Source organism: Fimbriimonas sp. LA-C6, from assembly GCF_055398105.1.
The window spans coordinates 1,793,727-1,812,836 of sequence record NZ_AP038796.1; the positions used below are offsets into that span (position 1 = coordinate 1,793,727).

The following is a 19,110-nucleotide window of genomic DNA, read 5'->3' on the forward strand; positions in this document are numbered from 1 at the left end:
TTTAGAAGGGAGCGTTCTCCAAGATCTGCTGCTTGCGCTCAATCTTCTCGCTAGGCGCAGCTTCGACGGCCGGCAGAGTAGCCGACACAACCTTCACTGGCGCGGAGATGCGGTGGGTCGAACGAGTTTCCACTAATAGCTTCGTGGAGCCAAAACGTAGAAGTGGAGTGGACCTTTCTGGCTTCCCAAACCGCTGGAACACGAGTTCGGGAGAGACCGTCACGGTAAGCGGCGTAGAAACCTGGAGTTCTAGGTTTGCGCTGGAACTAGATCTGGTCACGTAGTGGAGCGATGTACTCTTTGTTTGTTTGCTGAGGCGCTCTTGTTCCAGCTGTAAGAGCTGCTTTTCGATCAGCCGCTTTTGTTGCTCCAAGCGATACTTACGCTGAGCATAAGTTGCTGAGCGTGCAGCCTGCTCTGCCTGGCGCTTGGCAACGGACGAGAGATCGACACGATAACGGCGCTCCAAAGCGGCTTTTTCAGCAATGCGCTTGGCTTGTTTCTGCTGGTTCACAGTCTGAGATCTGTTGATCTTGGTCAGATTAACCACCTTCATTCGAGGAATAGCCTGCACCTTGGGTTGTTCTTGCTGAGTCACGTCGTTAGGTTCCTGAGTTACCACGACAACTTGTGAGATAGCCTGAAGTGGCAAGGCACAAACGGCTCCGATCATGACGAGAGAGGCCATTGCCACCCGATTGAGACGATGAGGTTTTTTGGACATTTGAGTGATTCTCCAAGAAAGGCGCTTGCCGGACTCAGATGCTCCGAGTACCACCGCAAGCGGGTGATGACGATGGGCGATACCAATAAGAAACTGGGCGTAGAGAGCCGGACTGACTCCGTCTTCGCGGAGGACACGGGCATCGCATGCTGCCTCCGACTCGAGGCGCATGGCACGGAAAGCCATCCAGCTGGTGGGCAGGAACCAGAACAACGAGCAGGTGATGAAGCCGATCAGGCTCCATATAGGGTCGCGGCGCTCTAGATGGCCTAGCTCGTGAAGCAGCGCCATCCGTGCGCCATCCTCATCTAGGCCAGTTTCTGGAAGGACTATTTGCGGGCGAATGACGCCCAGCAGAACAGGCGACGCGACTTGCTCTGTTACTCCATAGCCGTCTTTCCAAACGCATTTGGAAAGGAGTTGGCGAACATTCAGGTACTGCCAGGCCAGATAAACAGCGAGCGTGAACGCACCAACACCCCACAGGCAAAAGAACAAGCGCTCCCATGGAAATGCTGGATCGGGCACAACGACACGGACGTTGGAATCCATCTCAGACGAAAGGGGAATTTTGAGAGTTGACACAACAACCGGAACCGCCAGACATAAACTTATGAGTGGTTTCACCATCGCAAGCCGCCAGATCCAGCAGCGGACATTTGCACTTGCCTTCGTGAGGAGTCTGCAAAGGAGGAAGGCAACTACAAATGCGATGAGGGCGTGCAGACTGGCAAACTGAAGTCGCTCAATCATGGCTGTGGGCGCTCCTTCAGTTTGTCCACGATCTTCTGGAGCTCCTCAATATCCTCTGGGGTCAAGTCTGTCGAGTCGTTGAGAAAGTGCAACAAGGGCGAGAGGGAGCCACCCAGTGCATTTTTCACGAACTGGCTTACGACGCCTTGCACCACGGTTGCTTTCTCATGGGTTGCGCTATAGCGGAACGCTCCGTCCTCTTTCACACGGACCAGATGCCCCTTTTTGCGGAGCCGTTCCATCACCTGGAGGATGGTGGTGCGTACGACCCCCGATTCCTTTCCTAAGGTGTCGGCCACTTCCCGAACGGTACATGGGCCGTGGTCTGTGATGAACTCCAATACCCTGAGTTCTTGAGTGCCTATGCTTGCTTGTGCCATGGTTTCTCTTCTGACGACAATTGTCGTATTCACAATATACGACAATTGTCGTCAGATTTGTTAAGGAAATTTGAAGAAACCGTTTGGGACAGTAAGCTGTTGGGTGATGAGACTATGTCGTGCCCTTGGGCTAACCGCTGCACTCTTCTCCGCAGCATTCTCGGTAGCTCAAAGTTCTGAGTTCGTTCAAGCTCCGTGGGTCCAACTCGGAGACCAATCGGCCTACGGTCGAAACTCTCTCGCCATCGTTTGGCAATCTCCCGACAAAGATGCCGAGTACAAGCTTGAATATAAGCAGGGCGGCACTGCAAAGCAGGCTGCGCTGTCTTTTAGAACCGTAGCCGTCGGCAAGATTGAGCCACACCGTGTTTACTCAGCCGTTCTGAAGGACCTCAAAGCGGGTCAGCCAATTCAGTATCAAGTGCTGAAGGACGGCAAGTCCATTTTCAGCGGAAGCACCACTGCGCCAAAATCTGCAAAGCAATCTGTAAGATTCGCGATCTTCGGCGACTGCGGCGCGGGAACAAAAGAAGAAGCGGCAATCGCATTCCAGACCTATAACGCTAAGCCTGACTTCCTCCTTCTTACCGGCGACATCGTCTACTCCAAGGGCCTCATCTCGGAGTATCGCAAGAACTTCTTCCCCTACTACAATCTCGATACGCCCAGCATCACCACCGGCGCTCCGTTGCTAAGAAGCACGCTTACGATCGGTGTCCCTGGGAACCATGACATTGACGGCAAGGAACTGGGCGCAACTCCTGACGGTCTTGCATACTTCATGTACTACACCCAGCCGCTTAACGGCCCCATTGGGGAAGTGAATGCCGAGAACACCCCGAAAATCTCCGGTCCGGATGAGGCTCAGCAGGCTTTCTTGAAGGCTGCGGGTCCCAACTATCCGCGGCTTGCCAACTTCTCTTTTGACTACGGCAACGCTCACTGGCTTTTGCTAGACAGCAACCCTTACGTGAACTGGAGCGACCCCAAGCTTCAGGCTTGGATTGCTGATGACCTTAAGAAGGCGGCCAAGTCCAAGTGGCGATTTGTGGCGTTCCATCACCCTCCGTTCAACTCCAGCAAGAAGCACGCAGGCGACAAGCAGATGCGGCCTCTGGCCTCCGTCTTCGAAGATGGCAAGGTTGATGTGGTGTTCATGGGACACGTGCACAACTACCAGAGAACCTTCCCAATCCAAGTAGGATCCAAGCGAGGAGCGCCCCAAGATCAGCTCAACATGAACGACTGGCCGATCGACAAGAGCTTCGATGGCGTGAAGAACACTCGTCCGAAGGGCGTGGTTTACATCGTAGACGGCGCGGGGGGAGCGCATCTCTACAATCCTGAGCAGGAAGCGGCGCCGGGTACCTGGTTGCCGTTCACAGACAAATACCTCGTGAAACACTCGGTCAGCATTGTGGAGTTGAGTGGAAACAGGTTTGTACTAAGGCAGATCGACACTGCTGGACGTGAAATCGACCACTTCTCAATCACCAAATAGCAAACTCCTCACACCCACAAAGCCCTGGTCTCTATGCACATCGAGAGCAGGGCTTTGCACTTTCTAACCGAGCGGGCAGAACAGATCGACAATGTTGCCGTCAGGGTCGGCTACCTGCGCATACCGCTGCCCCCAAAACGCATCCCAAGGCTCTCTCTCGCCTTTGAATCCGGCTGCGACTACGTTTGCGTAACGCGAGTCGACATCCGCGACGGAATCGCAGAGAAACGCCATACTCACGCGCTGCCCCACCGGCTCTACCCAATGCGGATCGATCTCTTTGACCATTTCGACTTTGTTCCAAGAGATTCGTACACCACTCTCCAGGGTGACATCGTGATAAGGCCCACCATCCGGCTCCGGAATCTCAATCCCCAGCGCCCGATAAAACCGCAACGACTCATCCATATCGTTGACCACCAATCCGACCATGTCTAGTTTCATAACGACTTAACCTAGAGCCATTATATCATTTAAGTAGATTTTCGTCTACATTTTTCTGGATCGTACAGAACTCGCATAGAGCGATAAACGCCTGCAACGTCGCGAGACAATCACGATCTGAAGGACTCGGAGGTCTCAAAAAGGTTTGCGATGTCTCCCAATGCAAAACTTCGCTTGTTACTTCCATAAGCTGGGCCAGCACATTTAGGTCTCTGTCTTCCTTGAGTCTTTTGGTCGCAACGATTAAGAATTCGCACAATTGATCGAAGTCACCGAAATCATTTGACCAAGACCTGCGCCAATCGCTTATGTAAAGAATTTCATACAGTTCGGCGTTAGAGAGTTTGGACACGAATTCGTTGCCGTTTGTCTGATCATACCGATAACGTTGGAAGACATCTACAAGACTATCAAAAAAGCGCTTCCAATCAAATTCAAGTATGAAAAGAGCTGCAGGGAATCGCTCTTTGCTTGCAGATCTGCTTATCGCAGCAAATGTCTTACTGAGCAATTTTCTCTCGAATTCGGAAACCCTAACTGTGATTTCATCGTCATCCCACGCATTTAGACAGTTCAGAAGTAAGCCGTTTGAGTCTTCTAGAAACTGAAGCGAATCTCTTGATGTATGAGAGACGATTTCGTTTCCCGCGCCAGAGGCACCACAAGTAAACCATGATGAAAGGTCGCTTGCTTGGTTCAAGTCAAACGCAATATGCAGATCGCCACCCGCGAAAATGACTAACTCAATAGAACTACTAGATCGACTGAAACTAGCACTGACCCAGCACGCGGTTTCCACTGCGTTATGCTCAATCTCACCCATCAGGTGAATGTGAGCTTGACTTGGGGACTCCTTCATGAATTATTCGAGATATTAGCACTGATAGAATCTAACTCATCAATTCCATCGACGTATAAACCAGGTTCATTCCGAATCCACGTAACCCGCCATTCTTCAGGCAAAGGCCTCACACGCAAGCACAGGTTCTAGGAAAGCCCCGAACGAGCAAGAACCCCACTGCGCGGCGTCTGCTCATGGGGCTTACCATTTTTCTTTTTGAAGCTCCTTGTTGGCCGCGTTGTCCACACTCAGCTCGGCCCCCAGGTACTTCAAACGACGGTTCTCTTCCTGCAAAGCCTTCAGTTCCGCGAGGTCGCTCTTTGTCATGCCAGCGTACTTCTCACGCCAAGAGTAAATCGTCTGGTCGCTGATGCCACTGCTTCTGGCTACAGACGCAATGCTCACACCAGAATCGATCTCCTTCAAAACAGCTAGAATCTGCTTCTGTGAATATCTCTTTCCTTTGCCATATCGTCTCCTTAGTTTACAAAGACGGAGTGTCTATTCCAAGGATCGTCAGTTTAAGGGGAACTGATCGGTATGTGTTTACCGCAACCTGACAAAACAACCACAGATGCAACAGATAATATTAGAGTCTGAAATCTACTCATTATCCTGCCACTAGGCGATTCATCTATATTTCTCTTTATCCTCAGGATCGACATATTTACAGTCGCGACATTACACGCCTTCTTCCTAATCTCTGTTGGCCTTCCACGGTGGTTGCAAACCGTTTCACGTCATTCGACCTCAGCTTTCGAATAGAAGTAGTCATAATCATCTATATTAAACGGCTCTAACGTCCCGTCAAGGAGAAGCTCTTCTTCGCTAGTACATGCAATTCTGCGCTCCTCATTTACCCAATCTTCAATATACTTTTTCGAGCTATAGAGCACTTTAAATTTCTGGTTCTTCAGCCGGTAAACAAATAAGGTACCAGCATCGGTTAAATTATCTTCCTTATCCAGCCGCGAACACATGATAAACTCACCTTCATCCGAAAGAAGCTCTATGTGAAAGCCTATACACTTCCAGTGGAGGCTAGGTTGTCTTACCAAAGGCAAGAGCAAGAGTGACGAGAACTCGATCCACTCTTCAATAAGATCAAGTAGTGGATCGAGTCTCAGCTTCCGATTCTCATCCAGATGCTCAAAATTCTGAACCTCACGGCTACCGTGGCTGTTGACGGGCATCGCGAGCAAAGCATCCCTGAGAACGCTGCGATCTAGTTTCTTGTGAACAACATATTGAATTTCCATGGCTCCATGTGCCGTCGAGACAAAGCCTTTACCTCGTCACCCAATACGACCAGACAGTCTCAATGAGGACCTTACAGACTTCAACTCAGAATTCACTTTTAGCGACAAGCCTTCTTACCTCTTCCCAGACATTTTGGAGGTCGGAGATCAGGGGGGACTGGGCGCGGGCGATGCTGACCAGTTCTAGATCGACCTCGCCGATGAGAAGGTACTCATCGGCAACGGGGGCTTCGGCCACGACCTTGCCCATAGGGTCAATGACCAAAGAGCCTCCAACAAAGCCTTTGCCACCTTCAAAACCACACAGCTGGGCGTTCACGCAGTACACACCGTGCTCTTCGCTGACGCCCCGGAATAGGCGCTTGTAACGATCGTGATTTTCGATGGTCTCGCCCGAGAAGCCTCTCGCGGGCGACGCGGCGGGGACGAGGATCACTTGCGCTCCGTTCACGGCGCAGAGAGTTGGCATCACTCCGTGCCAAACGTCTTCGCAAATCAGCAGCGCCATGCGTCCAAAGCGGGTGTCGAACACGGCCAGATCGCGCCCGCGACTGACGAACCGCTCTTCGTCAAAAACACCGTAGGTGGGCAGAAAGAACTTTCGATAAACGCCCACAACACGTGCGCCGCTCGCCGAGAACTCAATATAAGCAGAGGAGTTGTAGAGGTTGCCGTCTTCGTTTTGGTAGAAGCCGAGTGCCACGTCGATGGTTCGGTTAAGCTTGCCACCGAGGCGGCTCCAGAGCTTGTCCACCAGTTGCTGAGTGGTCAGGGAAGATTCCAGCACACCGCCTTCCAAGAAATATCCGCTCGTCGAGGCCTCTGGCAGAAGCACTACTTCTGCTCCCTCTTGGAGGGCCTGCTCTACTATTTCTGCGATGCGGTCGAGGTTCTTTTCGACCTTAGCTTTCATAGGTGCAAACTGGGCACAAGCAACGGTGAAGGGCATTGTAAATTATAGACCCTAAGGCTCCCAACCGGAGTTGGCAGGCTCAGGTTTAAATATATCGCGTACCACCAACCCCGCCCGCGCCGACTCTCCGAAGATCGCGTTAATCCTCTTAGAGATCGTGTCGTCGTTTGACGGAGGATAGGTGCATACGCAGAGTCTGGATTGTGGCCGAGTCAGCGCCACATACAAAACACGTAGCTCCTCCTCCCTATCCCTCTCCTTCTTTCGGTCAGTCAGGAATTTGTAGAAGAGCCCCGGAGACTTCCCGTACTTGGTAGTGGCGAGTCCCAACCGAGGGTCGATGACTAGGTCTGAGGCTTTCCGAGTGAGTTTTTCGTTGGTCTGAGGAATAATCACCACCGGGAACTCCAGCCCCTTCGCCTTGTGGATGGTCATGATAGTCACCACATTCGCATCATCCATTCCCGCTGGGGCGTCGCCCTCTTTGTGCTGCAAATTCTGGATTTCACGCACGCGCTCTGCGTATTCCAAGGGCCCCAACTCGGGAAGCTGAGCCGCGAGCCCCAGCAGCTTTCGAACGTTCGCTAGCCTCTGTTGGCTTCCTTCTCGGCGAGCCAAAGCCTGTAGATAGTCGGACTTCGCAAAGATCTCCGCCAACACTTCCCAAGCCGATAAGCGGTCGGCAAACTTGCGAAGCGGCACGTACCAACCCAAGAACCGCTCTAACTTCGGCTTGTCCTCTTCAATGGGTGGAACGAACTCTACGATATGCTCTGCCACGTTCTTCATCGACGCGAGCAAAATCACGGAGTCCATCGACAAGCCAACCATGGGGCTATGGAGACATGCGAGCAACGAAAAATCGTCGAGCGGATCTGCCACTGAACGAAGCGCATTCGACAGATCTCGCACTTCCAGCCGCGTGTAGAACTTCTGAGACCCGCCGACAATTTGGGACTCGATTCCCAGGACGTCCAGCGCAGTCTGAATCTGCACGGCATAGTTCGAGTCGCGAACCAGTAGTGCGATGTCTGATTTTTGGACGCCTTCTTCCAGAAGCTGGCCTATGTATCCCGCCAACCCACGCGTATCCTTTGCCGCCAGACGCCACAGTTCCACCCCTTCATAGGAGCGATCGCTAAAGTAGTCTTCTGGATCCTCGGAAGGCTGGGCTGCGGCCATCGGGACATAGCGGTCCGACCATAGCGTGGAAAACACATCGTCTACAAAGTTTAGGATCGTTGGCTTCGATCGGTAGTTCTTACTCAGCGTGAGCGCGCCCGACTGTTTGCGGGCTTCAAACAGCTCTACGTCGGCCTGCCGAAAGCCATAGATCGACTGCTGGGCGTCGCCCACTACCAACTCGCGCTCGATGTTCATCGCGCTGAGGAGTTCGTTTTGGATAGGATTGAGGTCTTGCGCCTCGTCAATCATCGCAACCCGGTACTGATCTCGAATCCGCAGGCGTGTCACTTCGCTGTCCGCCAAAAGTCGCACCGCTCGTGCCTCCAACTCCGTGAAGTCGAGAGCTTGCCGAGTGTCCATCTCGCGCACCAGCCGCCACCAGGCCGCACAAGCTAACTGCACAAGTCCGCAGGTGTGCCGGGCTGCCTCTGCGTCCGCTTCAGGATCGGCGGATCTGGCGTTTAACCAAGACGGCACTTTGTTCGTGGCCGACTTATAAGCCGTTTTCAAACGAGCCTGGAAACTCTCCCCGTCTGTGGCGAGGAACTCCAGTCGGACTTTCTCGGGAGCTGCCTCCAGTAGGACCTGATTCCACCGTTCCAGTAAAGTGTCCGGGTCTTGATGCCAGTCTTGAATCTCGTGAATCTTAAAGCGCGACGACCGTAGGCCGTCCAAGACATCGGTGATCGCTTTTTCTAGCTTCGCATAAGGCGAAGTCTGACCGTAGCGCCGCTGCCCAGCCAAGAACGAAACAAGCGCCTCCGCATGAGGTTCGCTGTCTAAAGGTGATGCCAAGGCGTCGCGAACACACTCCAAGACCATGCGCGAGGACTCAGACTCCGATAGGATCTCGAACTCTGGATCTAGCCCCGACTCTAATGAGTTCTCCCGAAGCATCCTCTCGCAGAAGGAGTGTATCGTCTGGATCGGTCCGGTCTCTGCAATCTGGGCAGCCTCCAGCAGGTCGCTCTTGCGCAGGTCTTGCACGATGCGCTTTTTCATCTCGGCAGCGGCCTTCTTCGTAAAGGTAATGGTCAAGATCTGATCGGGCCGCAACCCCTCGTGCATAACGTGCCGCAGATACCGCTCGACCAACACGCGAGTCTTCCCCGCCCCTGCCGCAGCCGTGACGATTACCGAATTCGAACTGGACTCAATGACCGCCAACTGCTCCAGCGAAGGTTTCAGTTCCTTAGTCAATCTCGTCCCCCAAGTCCGCACCAAAGGGAGATTCGTCTTCGCCAAACTGACGCGAGCGTCGGCAGAGTTCGCCATAGTCACACCAGTCGCAGTGATCGCCACTCGTGGGGCGAATGTCGCTCTTCTCTATTCGCAAGATGGCATCACGGAGCGACTTCTTGACACCTTCGTAGAACTCCTTCTTCGCATAGACCGGCTCGTCTTGCTCACTCAATTTGTATTTAAGAAGCCCTTCTTCGTTCTTCTGGGCGAGGTTTACAAGGTCAGAACCGCTGATCGCCAACAAAGACCTCTTGCCGTTGCCGTTATCGATCTCAAGAGCCACGTCTCGGTTCGCTTTGTGTGCCGCCAAGAAGTAAAGGCCATAGAACAGTCGGTCCACGTCTGACATCTCTTTCGGCGCTTTCACACTGCCGTAGAGGTGAATCACCGTCGAGTCCTGGACGGTCGACATCGCCGGAACATAGCCGTCCAGCTTCAATCCGCCAGGCATCTGATCCTTTAGGTCTTCGCTTCCAAACCGGACCATCACGCGGGTACTCCCATCTACTCGGGGCCATGTGTCGCGCGCCACAAACTCACGTCGCACCCACTCTTTGATGAGCCGACTGCCGCCGGACCGGAGGAGTTGCAACTCCCACTCGGGTACTTCCGAGAACATCGCATCCAATTCACCTTCTAACGCAACTTGAAGCGCATTCTCGGCGTCGGCCTCGTTCTTTCGATTCACCAACTGAGCTTTGAGTGGCAGCTGCTTCAGACGGTTCCACCTCTCACGCCGGCGCTTCACCGGCAGGCTGAGGCGGTGCCGAAGCGTGTATTGGAACGCACACTGCAAAGCGTCACGAATCTCCACCGGCTCAAATCCATCGGTCAGCTCGGTCCGCACGGCCGTCTTCGCGGACTCCGAAGTCAGCTCGACCCCGATGATTGGCTCTCGTGGCTCGGTAAGCGCCCGACGCAAGAGCATATCTGCAACGGCTAAACACTCGTCTTCCGGCGGGGCAAGCAGCGAACGCGGCCAATTCTTGACTTCAGAATCGCCCGCTGCCGCTTTTACCTCTTCCAAGTAAAAAGCTGGGATATTGTCCCGCTGGTCGTCGGCTAACGGATAGCTAAACACGAGCCGCCGACCGGCAGCCGCGCAAACGCGATAGAACTCGTCGCGCTCGGTGGTAGCTTCATCGTGTGAGGTCAGCAGGGCCGGATGCCCGGGTCTTAGTGAGCTGATCTCATCCCGCTCGCGGTCTGTTAAGATCGGGTCTTCAGATCGTCGACGCGGGAACACTCCTTCCAACATCCCAAGCACGAACAGTGTATCCACGCCCAGCAACAAACTCGTGTCTCCAGACACGGCCACACGTCCCTCGCCAGGTGGCAGGCTCACATCGGCGGCTTCCCAAGTAAAGGCACACCGTTGAACAAATTCGTTGAGGGAGATCGTTCGAGGCTCGGTGACTCGCTGAATGGAAGCATCGTTCGCCAGAGATGCCTGTAAGACTGTAAACGCCCGTGTGTCGCGGTTGATGTCGTAGCCCGATGTCTCCATCGCGGCATACCAGGGCAGCTCGTGAACCAGATCTACTAAGCGCCCGATCCAACCTGCGAGGTCCTCAAAGGAGTCCATCACCTTTGTGCGCCACTCCAGCACTTTCGGGAGCCAAGCAAAATCATCCTGGTGCAAGAGCGACCACTCGTACAGCGATTGCCACTGAGCATGCCGCGTGTTGTGTGCTTCCTTTAAGCCACTTGCCAGAACAGACTGCTGCGTGGAAGTGAGGCCAAGGTAACTGGACCTTAAGAGTGGTGCCAATTTGCGGACATCCTGCCCGCTACAAAACTGCAAGACGGTCAGCGTGAGTCGGGCAAACGCGTTCGTCATGAGTGGAGCTCTTCTCCTCATGGACAAAGGCACACCCAGCCGGGCGGAAACGGACTCCAGAAGCGGCGCATACGTTTCTAGCCCGCGCACGTAGATGCCAACGGTGCGATCCTCGGGCGCTTCTAGACAGCCCCGAATCGCCCACTCGACTTCTGCAAGTGGGTCTGCGGCAGACACAACCGAGACGTCAATCGGCGCTCCGTCATGTCCTGTACGTGTGAACAGGTTCCGCAGCAGACGATTTCCATCGCCGCGAGACTCTGTCTTAGCACCAAGTAAGTCGCAGACAGCATCCGCCTGGCGGAACACCTGCCCATCCGTTGCGTGGCGATCCACGACTGCCGTAATGTCGATGCCTTGATCGGCTGCCCACTTAAGCCATTGAATCCGCATCGGGTGCAGTTCGGAACCAATGAACACAAACAGACGCTGCTGGTTACCGTCGTTCTCCCAGAGGGCCTCAAGGCACCGTCGGATGTGAACATCATGCGTTTCTCGCCCCAAAGCATTCAGCGTTTCTAAGACCTCTCGGTCGATGGTTGCAAGAGACTTCAGTTTCCGCGCCAACAAGGGCGAAGCCTTATCGCACAGCACCTCCATCTCATCTGCATCTATGCCCCAGGAGTGAAGCTCTTTGATCGCCTTCATCACCAGTCGGTGACTGCCGGGGAATCTAGCCGACTTTGCCAGTGGTGAGTCATCTGGCAACGACTTCATCGCATGTGCAACGGCCGCGAGCTGATGTCCCGAGGTCGCCAACATGCGATAGTTCTCTCCAGAAGACTCAAGAAATCGACAAACCATCTGGCCAAATGGAACAACATCGACATCAAAGTCGCCAGATAACTCGCGCAAGGTTGGCAGGATAGAGTCGTTGAACGCGGTAACGGTGCCCTCACCGTCTCGAGAGAATTTTGAGACGAGCGGCCCGAGACCAGTCGGACCGGGGATCGCTCGGACCACGCGGATTCGACCTTTTGCCATGCTAGCCATCAGTGTATCATCCGGCAAGTGAAACCAACCATCTGGACAACAAAACGAAAGTTGCTGGGCAACGTGATCCCCTTGGTTATATGGTTCCCGTTCATGGCGTGGGGACTCTTCGTCATGGTAACCAAGCGAGAGCTACTCGGTACAGGTCTTTACGTCATGGTGACGGGAACTGTTCTGAGTTGGCTCTTTCTCAACTTATTTGGCTATTTCCAAAATGGCCAAATGCGCAGAGAACTGGAAAACCTCATCAAGTCCAGATCGATCCCTATAGACCGTGTGTTTGTTGGTTTCAGCACGCCGAAGTATGCAGGCCTTCTGGACGCCCACGAAGATGTAGGGTTTCTGTGTTTCTCTGATTCCGGGCTACTGTTCGTTAGCGAGACGAGAACACTGGACGTGGCTTGGAACTCACTTCAAATCGTCCGGTTCAGAGCCAACCCTCACACGGCTGTACTTCTTGGAAGGTGGATCAGTATTGAAGGAGCACAAGGAGGGACACCTATCCGTTTACTTGTCGAGCCGAGAGAGCGATCCACCATGCTTGGGAACCTCCTTGCCGGCCCACAGCTCAAGAGAAAGTTGCTCAATTGGATGCAAAAGCTTGGCCAACAAACCACAACGAGCAAGTCTCCTTAATAGGAAACTTGCTCGTTGAAAGGTGAACGGCGATCTTATCGCAGTAGCGAAAGAACCGACTGAGGAGCCGAGTTAGCCTGAGATAGAACCGACATACCTGCCTGCTGCAGAATCTGCAACTTCGAGTACTTGGTCATTTCTTGTGCGACGTCGGTGTCTCGAATCGAGCTTTCCGTTGCAGTCATGTTCTCTCTGGCGGTGCCGAGTGATCGGACGTTGCTCTCAAGAACGTTGCGCTGGAAGTTACCAATACTTCCACGAGCAGTTGTGACCTGGTCAATCGCCTTATCGATAACCTGGATCGCTTGTGCTGCACCACTGGTAGTGGTGATGTCGAGGTTTCCGAGGTTTACACCGGAGGCGATACCTGTCCCAAGCTGAGACGCCGTATAATTTCCGAGTGACAAGCTAGCAGTCTGACCAGCGTTACCGCCAATCTGGAAGGTTGCGGAACCTGCAACGACCTGACCGATAGCAGCTGCGGCGGAAGTTGTCGCGTTACCTGTTGTGGTAAGCGTTAACGTGTTGCCGGATGCATCTGTAAGGTTCAATCCATCCTTACCTGCAATACCGCCAGTGAACAGAGCAGTAGCACCATTCACAGCGAGAGTTGCGACAGCATCCGTTCCTGCAGCGCTTGAAGAACCAGCACCACCGCTTCGGATAACACCGTTCGCATCCACAAGGTTGATAACACCCTTGGTACCGTAGGAGTTTGATTTGAGGTCGATCGATGAACCGTTGAAGCTAGCGGTGACACCTGTCTGAGAGCTTGCCTGGTTGATCGAGTTGATCAAATCGCCTGCAGTCGTCGAGGTCGATGCGTTGAACGTAACACCATTAAGGGTGAACGAACCTGCGTTCGTAATTGCCGTTGTCAACGAAGCGAAGCTTGCACTCGTGACTGCAGCCTGAGTTGCAGCAGTCAGGGAGTTGATAGTCACCGTGGAGTTTGAGGTCACGGAACTGCCTGCAAACGTGCCACCGATGTTCAGCGCGCTCACCTTGGTACCAGCAGTAACAGCACTAGTCGTTCCTGATGAACCATCAAGAAGGTTCTTGGTGCCGTACTGGGTGGTCGATGCAATTCGACTGATGGAGGAAACGATACTGGTGAGCTGAGCCTGGTTAGCAGCAATTCCATCGCTGGAAAGAGTTGCCGAGTTTGCACTCGCAACAGCCAGAGTTCGAGCATCGTTCAGAAGCTGGTTGACTTCGCCGAAAGCGCCTTCAGCGGTCTTTGCATAGTTGATTGCGTCTTGGCTATTTGTGATCGCCTGGCCGAGACCAGAGATCTGAGCTCGGAACTTTTCGCTGATGATGAGTCCTGCAGGATCATCTGCTGCGGAGTTGATTCGCAGACCAGTCGAAAGTCGTGTGATGCTCTTGCTAAACTCAGCGCTATTAGCGTCCAAGTTTCGCATTGCGTTCATAGCATTGACGTTCGTGTTTACTCTAAATGACATTTAATCCTCCGTGATATGGCCGCAGACGGCACGTAGTGGACCCCTTTCGGGACGGATCATCCTAATCCTTATCCACGCTACGTATATGCCAAATGAACCTAATCGAACTGGCTGCGTAAATTACTAGGCACGACAAAAACCTAGCATCAGTACGGAAATTAAACGCAAGGATGGGCTAGCTCCTGGTAAGTGGAGCTAGCCCATCCTTGTGGAGAATCGCCATTTTGAGGATGACGACTATGTATTTAGCTTTATCGAAGGAGAGACAAAACTCCCTGAGGAGCTGAGTTCGCCTGTGCCAAGACCGACATACCTGCCTGCTGCAGAATCTGCAACTTCGAGTACTTGGTCATTTCTTGGGCGACGTCGGTGTCTCGAATCGAGCTTTCTGTCGCGGTCATGTTCTCTTTTGCAGTGCCGAGTGATCGGACGTTGCTCTCGAGAACGTTGCGCTGGAAGTTACCAATACTTCCACGAGCAGTTGTGACCTGGTCAATCGCCTTATCGATAACCTGGATTGCTTGAGAAGCACCGCTGGTAGTCGTAAGGTCAAGGTTGCTGAGGTTGATACCAGCAGCAACACCCGTTCCCAGCTGAGTAGCAGCAAAGTTGCCCAGGGCCAACGTTGCAGTCTGTCCAGCGTTTCCACCGATCTGGAAGGTTGCGGAACCTGCAACGACCTGACCGATAGCAGCAGCGGCGGAAGTTGTCGCGTTACCTGCGGTCGTCAGAGTCATCGTGTTGCCCGATGCGTCTGTAAGGTTCAAACCATCCTTTCCAGAGATACCACCTGTGAACAGTGCAGTTGCACCGTTAATGGCAACCGTCGCCACAGCATCCGTTCCGGAGTTGGAGGTTGAACCAGCACCACCGCTTCGGATAACACCGTTCGCATCCACAAGGTTGATAACACCCTTGGTACCGTAGGAGTTTGATTTGAGGTCGATCGATGAACCGTTGAAGCTAGCGGTGACACCTGTCTGAGAGCTTGCCTGGTTGATCGAGTTGATCAAATCGCCTGCAGTCGTTGAGGTCGATGCGTTGAATGTGACACCGTTAAGCGTGAACGAACCTGCATTGCTGACAGCCGTTGTCAAAGATGCGAAGCTCGCACTCGTTACCGAAGCCTGAGTGGCAGCTGTGAGCGAGTTAATGGTAACGGTCGAGTTAGCTGTAACACCGGAACCAGCAAATGTTCCGCCGATGTTTAGTGCACTCACGTTTGTACCGGCAGTGACAGCACTAGTCGTTCCTGATGAACCATCAAGAAGCTTCTTGGTGCCGTACTGGGTTGTCGAAGCAATTCGACTGATAGAAGCAACAATACTGGTGAGCTGAGCCTGGTTAGCAGCAATTCCATCGCTGGAAAGTGTTGCCGAGTTTGCACTCGCAACAGCCAGAGTTCGAGCATCAGTAAGAAGCTGGTTGACTTCGCCGAAAGCGCCTTCAGCGGTCTTTGCATAGTTGATTGCGTCTTGGCTATTTGTGATCGCCTGGCCGAGACCAGAGATCTGAGCTCGGAACTTTTCGCTGATGATGAGTCCTGCAGGATCATCTGCTGCGGAGTTGATTCGCAGACCAGTCGAAAGCCGCGTAATGCTCTTGCTGAACTCGGAGCTGTTGGCGTCCAAGTTCCGCATTGCGTTCATAGCATTGACGTTCGTGTTTACTCTAAATGACATTTAATCCTCCGTGATATTGCCGCAAGCGGCACGTAGTGGACCCCTTTCGGGACGGATCATCCTAATCCTCGTCCACGCACGATCCTTGTCTCCCGCAACTCCTACCGGCTAAGCCTTTTGCTAGCTGGTAACAATTCCGTATGTCTGCTAGATTCCATACGGCCTTCGCCAAATACCTGGTAATCAAACCGGGATATGGTCAGGGCGGTACGATGCAGAACATGAATCTCAATCAGTTCGCAGCTCAAAAACGACTGACTATCTATGAAGACCTGAAGAAAGGAATCGCGCCAAGTGAAGGTGAATTTGACGAAATCCAGTTCAAAGAAGCCCGGACTAAAGGAAATCCTCAAATGGGTAAGACCGAATATCAACCTGATAAAATCATTTTCGAGTACGTCTTCCCCGATTCTAAGACAATTGCAACCGTGCTTCAGGTTGCCATCCCCTCGCCGCAAAGAATCGTATATTTGCCAGTCCCCAAGTGGGTCGTCGAACAGATCTGGCAAGGCGAAATCAGTGGAAGTTACCAGTTTCTGGGTGACGCAGAGAAAATGCTCTCCGACTTCACCGAGCAGCTCTCCGTAGACGAAAACCTCAAGTTGTTTGGCGGAGAACCACCCAAGAAGCGTGAGTGATTGGCAAGCCTGGAACGGGCTTGGCCCGGTACGCTAAGGCAGTGACGAAGTTCCTCGCAACCTGGGATAAGCCAGGAAAAACAGCCGTTGAATCAGCGTGGATCGCGCGTGAGCAAGGAAAAGACCTCCGAGCCTGTCTTGAGGAGGGCCTTTCAGCCTGCGAACTCGATCCCGAATTTTTAGCCATTGGATTGGGTTCTCTTCCCAATGCAGATGGTGACCTTGAATTGGATGCCGCCATCATGGACGGTCGTGATATGTCTGCTGGTGCCGTTTGTGCACTCCGAGGCATTGTTCCCGCTATCCGCGTCGCAAGGATGGTCATGGACCACACACCTCATGTGATGCTCGCGGGCGAACAAGCAAGACGCTTCGCCATCTCCCATGGCATGAAGCCCCGTCAAACCATGACCGCCCGTAGCATCGAACTGTACGAAGAATGGTTGGAGAAAGGCTCTCACGTGGACTACATCCACTCCACAGCCGATCTGGACATGCACGGCGACACTGTGACGATGATCGGAATGGAAGAACTGTCCGATCAACCTCACCTCGTAGCAGCGAGTGCCACCAGCGGTATCTCATGGAAGGTGCCAGGTCGAGTAGGCGACTCTCCCATCGTCGGAGCAGGAATCTATGCAGATGATGAAATTGGAGCAGCGGGTGCAACCGGTCTGGGTGAGGAACTCTGGAAGGCCTGTGCTTCTTTCAGAACCGTGGAAGCCATGAAACGCGGACTTACTCCGACTGAAGCTTGCGAAGAAACCATCCGCCACATGATTCGACGCCAGCCCCACGCCCTCGATATGCAATGTGTGGTGTTCGCGATGCGAAAAGACGGTGAGTTTGGTGCTGCCACGAACACAGGTGTTTTCCACCTATGGAACTGCATTGATGGGAACATCGGTGTCCAGGAATTCCACGGACTCGTGAGCTAATTGAACAACGAGACGATCTCTATGAATAACAGCGAACTAGAAGAGCAGATTCTAGAGATCGTTAACTCATCCGAATCGGGTGTGACAACCGAGGAGATTTGCAATCAACTCGGTAAGACTCCCCAAGAGTTGGGGGACGCCTTCGAAGGACTCCTCCAAGAGGAGAAACTCCACGGCTTCGCAGGGCTCTGGCTCAGCAAAACCCTCCTTCATGAAGGGACGGAGAAGTTCATGGCCGCCCTGCGCGAATTACATCAGGCATCTCCGAGCAGCACCTCCATCGCACGAGAGAAAGTCGTTCATAAAGCGGCTCTCTCATGGAGCGGTAAGCACCTGGACCGAATCCTTGCACTGCTGCAACAGCGCGGAACGCTGTCTGTGAACGGAACCACGGTGCGCGACCCCGAATTCAAAATCAAACTCGCGAATCGGCAACGCGCATTCTTAGATCGCGTGTTGGCTGAACTCGTCCTGGAACCCGTGAACACCCTCGGCCCTCACGACATGGCAAAAGTTCTGGGCGCTCCTCCGCAGGCGCTGGAAGAGATCTTCAGGTTAGGGGTGGAGGCGAGGGAGATCGTCCAACTCGCGGAAAACGTCTACTACACGCCCGTGCAGCTAGAGCAACTCAAAGAACGGGTCAGAGGACTCATGAAAGACAAGTCTTTCTCAACTGGAGATCTCCGAGACGCTCTGGAAACAACACGAAAATATGTCCTGCCTTTGTTGGATTATTTCGACTCCATTCAGTTCACTACCAGAATTGCGGAGAATCGTGTGATAACGGGCGAAAATGGCACGTAATTTGGGAACTTTAGCTCCTGTGATGGACTTGAGGTTAAATAGAACTTCGATGAGACAATCTGGCCGCATCAGCCTTGTTGCACTACTAGCCGCCGTGGGCGTTGTATTGCTTGGCATTCTGTTCATGTTTGCAAAAGAGAGCCCTGCCTCGGTAGGCGCTCGCTTCATGAACGCTCTTTCCAAAGGAGATGTCGATACGCTGACCAGCCTAAGCTACATCAGCAACAAGACGCCAGAGCAGATCCGCAAAGAGTGGGAGTTCAGCACCCAAACTGCGGGCAAGTACTACACGTTCACTTGGAACATCACGGGCGCCCCAACTGCTGACAGCCAAACCGCGGCGGTGAAGCTCCAAATCATGCGTAACGCAGCAAGCGGCTCTTCGTACGAAGAGAATTTTGCCCTCCCGATGATCAAGCAGGACGACAAGTGGAAGGTTGACGTCGTCGCCATCAGCCGAGAGATGTATCCTGGTTTGCCACGAGCCAACAGCCAATGAGGAAGAAAGCCTCAGAAACCCGTCTCTATCGGACGGAGATGAACGACAAAATATTGAACTCTGGCTTTAAGGAGTTCAATAAGTTCTTCGCCCTCGACACCAACGCCTACCAAGAAGGCGCTATCGAGGTCAAAAATAAGGAACTGATGGGACTCGTCGGTTCCATGGTCCTCAGGTGCAACGACTGCATCTTCTATCATCTCGACCGCTGTGTCACCGAAGGCTGCACCCGCCAAGAGCTCCACGAGGCCATGCACATCGCCCTCGTTATCGGCGGCAGCATCGTCATCCCCCATCTGCGCTACGCATTTGAGATGCTGGATGAGTTAATGCAGGCGGAAGTACCAGCAGTTTAGGGTCCAGGCCTGATAC

17 protein-coding genes and 1 pseudogene are annotated in these 19,110 nt (G+C 53.3%); 7 read left to right on the top strand and 11 right to left on the bottom strand.

Annotation, left to right across the window (positions count from 1 at the left end; genetic code table 11):
- Position 1 precedes the first annotated feature (1 nt).
- On the bottom strand, positions 2–1,477 hold the full coding sequence (locus tag ACZ51B_RS08355; protein WP_464296783.1) for a M56 family metallopeptidase: 1,476 nt from the start codon (positions 1,475–1,477) through the stop codon (positions 2–4).
- On the bottom strand, positions 1,474–1,857 hold the full coding sequence (locus ACZ51B_RS08360; protein ID WP_464296784.1) for a BlaI/MecI/CopY family transcriptional regulator: 384 nt from the start codon (positions 1,855–1,857) through the stop codon (positions 1,474–1,476). The genes ACZ51B_RS08355 and ACZ51B_RS08360 overlap by 4 nt, the downstream gene beginning before the upstream one ends.
- Before the next feature lie 106 nt (positions 1,858–1,963).
- Here ACZ51B_RS08360 and ACZ51B_RS08365 point away from each other — a divergent pair, with 106 nt between their 5' ends.
- Entirely contained in the window at positions 1,964–3,358 is a 1,395-nt protein-coding gene (locus tag ACZ51B_RS08365; RefSeq protein ID WP_464296785.1) for a metallophosphoesterase family protein, read from the top strand.
- A 63-nt stretch (positions 3,359–3,421) separates the two neighbouring features.
- On the opposite strand, the gene ACZ51B_RS08370 is transcribed toward ACZ51B_RS08365, so the two are convergent.
- The 7 genes and pseudogenes from ACZ51B_RS08370 to ACZ51B_RS08400 form a co-directional block, all read right to left on the bottom strand.
- Positions 3,422–3,802 carry a VOC family protein gene (locus ACZ51B_RS08370; RefSeq protein WP_464296786.1) on the bottom strand — a complete coding sequence of 127 codons (381 nt, stop codon included), beginning with the start codon at positions 3,800–3,802 and terminating at the stop codon, positions 3,422–3,424.
- A gap of 25 nt (positions 3,803–3,827) precedes the next feature.
- Entirely contained in the window at positions 3,828–4,661 is an 834-nt protein-coding gene (locus ACZ51B_RS08375) for a hypothetical protein (protein ID WP_464296787.1), read from the bottom strand.
- A gap of 183 nt (positions 4,662–4,844) precedes the next feature.
- Positions 4,845–5,093 (bottom strand): annotated as a pseudogene (locus ACZ51B_RS08380) (transposase); the annotation flags it as partial.
- Positions 5,094–5,383: 290 nt separating this feature from the next.
- A complete protein-coding gene (locus tag ACZ51B_RS08385) occupies positions 5,384–5,902 on the bottom strand; it encodes a hypothetical protein (RefSeq protein WP_464296788.1) in 519 nt (172 codons plus the stop codon).
- Positions 5,903–5,987: 85 nt separating this feature from the next.
- Positions 5,988–6,851 (bottom strand): nitrilase-related carbon-nitrogen hydrolase, encoded by an 864-nt coding sequence (locus tag ACZ51B_RS08390; protein WP_464296789.1) that lies wholly within the window; start codon positions 6,849–6,851, stop codon positions 5,988–5,990.
- 15 nt (positions 6,852–6,866) lie between these two features.
- Positions 6,867–9,275, bottom strand: coding sequence for a UvrD-helicase domain-containing protein (locus ACZ51B_RS08395; RefSeq protein ID WP_464296790.1), 2,409 nt, complete (start codon positions 9,273–9,275; stop codon positions 6,867–6,869).
- A complete protein-coding gene (locus ACZ51B_RS08400; RefSeq protein WP_464296791.1) occupies positions 9,193–12,066 on the bottom strand; it encodes a PD-(D/E)XK nuclease family protein in 2,874 nt (957 codons plus the stop codon). The genes ACZ51B_RS08395 and ACZ51B_RS08400 overlap by 83 nt, the downstream gene beginning before the upstream one ends.
- Positions 12,067–12,093: 27 nt before the next feature.
- Between ACZ51B_RS08400 and ACZ51B_RS08405 the strand changes: the two genes are divergently transcribed.
- Entirely contained in the window at positions 12,094–12,711 is a 618-nt protein-coding gene (locus ACZ51B_RS08405) for a hypothetical protein (RefSeq protein WP_464296792.1), read from the top strand.
- A gap of 35 nt (positions 12,712–12,746) precedes the next feature.
- Here ACZ51B_RS08405 and ACZ51B_RS08410 read toward each other — a convergent pair whose 3' ends face one another.
- Both ACZ51B_RS08410 and ACZ51B_RS08415 read right to left on the bottom strand, forming a co-directional pair.
- The gene (locus ACZ51B_RS08410) at positions 12,747–14,177 is read right to left on the bottom strand and encodes a flagellin N-terminal helical domain-containing protein (RefSeq protein WP_464296793.1); all 1,431 of its coding nucleotides are present in this window, start codon (positions 14,175–14,177) and stop codon (positions 12,747–12,749) included.
- Positions 14,178–14,428: 251 nt separating this feature from the next.
- On the bottom strand, positions 14,429–15,859 hold the full coding sequence (locus ACZ51B_RS08415; protein ID WP_464296794.1) for a flagellin N-terminal helical domain-containing protein: 1,431 nt from the start codon (positions 15,857–15,859) through the stop codon (positions 14,429–14,431).
- A gap of 140 nt (positions 15,860–15,999) precedes the next feature.
- On the opposite strand from ACZ51B_RS08415, the gene ACZ51B_RS08420 reads away from it, so the two are divergent.
- From ACZ51B_RS08420 to ACZ51B_RS08440, 5 genes are read left to right on the top strand one after another with little or no spacing between them, the layout of a single operon-like run.
- Positions 16,000–16,497 carry a hypothetical protein gene (locus ACZ51B_RS08420; protein ID WP_464296795.1) on the top strand — a complete coding sequence of 166 codons (498 nt, stop codon included), beginning with the start codon at positions 16,000–16,002 and terminating at the stop codon, positions 16,495–16,497.
- Between the two features lie 41 nt (positions 16,498–16,538).
- Positions 16,539–17,435 carry a N(4)-(beta-N-acetylglucosaminyl)-L-asparaginase gene (locus ACZ51B_RS08425; protein WP_464296796.1) on the top strand — a complete coding sequence of 299 codons (897 nt, stop codon included), beginning with the start codon at positions 16,539–16,541 and terminating at the stop codon, positions 17,433–17,435.
- A gap of 21 nt (positions 17,436–17,456) precedes the next feature.
- Positions 17,457–18,239: a SelB domain-containing protein gene (locus tag ACZ51B_RS08430; RefSeq protein ID WP_464296797.1), complete on the top strand. Its 783-nt coding sequence runs from the start codon at positions 17,457–17,459 to the stop codon at positions 18,237–18,239.
- 49 nt (positions 18,240–18,288) lie between these two features.
- Positions 18,289–18,738, top strand: a complete 450-nt coding sequence (locus ACZ51B_RS08435) for a nuclear transport factor 2 family protein (RefSeq protein WP_464296798.1) — start codon at positions 18,289–18,291, stop codon at positions 18,736–18,738.
- Positions 18,735–19,094, top strand: coding sequence for a carboxymuconolactone decarboxylase family protein (locus tag ACZ51B_RS08440; protein ID WP_464296799.1), 360 nt, complete (start codon positions 18,735–18,737; stop codon positions 19,092–19,094). The genes ACZ51B_RS08435 and ACZ51B_RS08440 overlap by 4 nt, the downstream gene beginning before the upstream one ends.
- The last annotated feature ends 16 nt before the right edge of the window (positions 19,095–19,110 follow it).

Coding starts and splice junctions, on each gene's coding strand:
- ACZ51B_RS08355 (WP_464296783.1), bottom strand. CDS start 1,477: ATGATTGAGCGACTTCAGTTTGCCAGTCTGCACGCCCTCATCGCATTT.
- ACZ51B_RS08435 (WP_464296798.1), top strand. CDS start 18,289: ATGAGACAATCTGGCCGCATCAGCCTTGTTGCACTACTAGCCGCCGTG.
- ACZ51B_RS08385 (WP_464296788.1), bottom strand. CDS start 5,902: ATGGAAATTCAATATGTTGTTCACAAGAAACTAGATCGCAGCGTTCTC.
- ACZ51B_RS08395 (WP_464296790.1), bottom strand. CDS start 9,275: ATGGCGAACTCTGCCGACGCTCGCGTCAGTTTGGCGAAGACGAATCTC.
- ACZ51B_RS08430 (WP_464296797.1), top strand. CDS start 17,457: ATGAATAACAGCGAACTAGAAGAGCAGATTCTAGAGATCGTTAACTCA.
- ACZ51B_RS08370 (WP_464296786.1), bottom strand. CDS start 3,802: ATGAAACTAGACATGGTCGGATTGGTGGTCAACGATATGGATGAGTCG.
- ACZ51B_RS08390 (WP_464296789.1), bottom strand. CDS start 6,851: ATGCCCTTCACCGTTGCTTGTGCCCAGTTTGCACCTATGAAAGCTAAG.
- ACZ51B_RS08440 (WP_464296799.1), top strand. CDS start 18,735: ATGAGGAAGAAAGCCTCAGAAACCCGTCTCTATCGGACGGAGATGAAC.
- ACZ51B_RS08410 (WP_464296793.1), bottom strand. CDS start 14,177: ATGTCATTTAGAGTAAACACGAACGTCAATGCTATGAACGCAATGCGA.
- ACZ51B_RS08365 (WP_464296785.1), top strand. CDS start 1,964: ATGAGACTATGTCGTGCCCTTGGGCTAACCGCTGCACTCTTCTCCGCA.
- ACZ51B_RS08420 (WP_464296795.1), top strand. CDS start 16,000: ATGTCTGCTAGATTCCATACGGCCTTCGCCAAATACCTGGTAATCAAA.
- ACZ51B_RS08400 (WP_464296791.1), bottom strand. CDS start 12,066: ATGGCAAAAGGTCGAATCCGCGTGGTCCGAGCGATCCCCGGTCCGACT.
- ACZ51B_RS08375 (WP_464296787.1), bottom strand. CDS start 4,661: ATGAAGGAGTCCCCAAGTCAAGCTCACATTCACCTGATGGGTGAGATT.
- ACZ51B_RS08360 (WP_464296784.1), bottom strand. CDS start 1,857: ATGGCACAAGCAAGCATAGGCACTCAAGAACTCAGGGTATTGGAGTTC.
- ACZ51B_RS08415 (WP_464296794.1), bottom strand. CDS start 15,859: ATGTCATTTAGAGTAAACACGAACGTCAATGCTATGAACGCAATGCGG.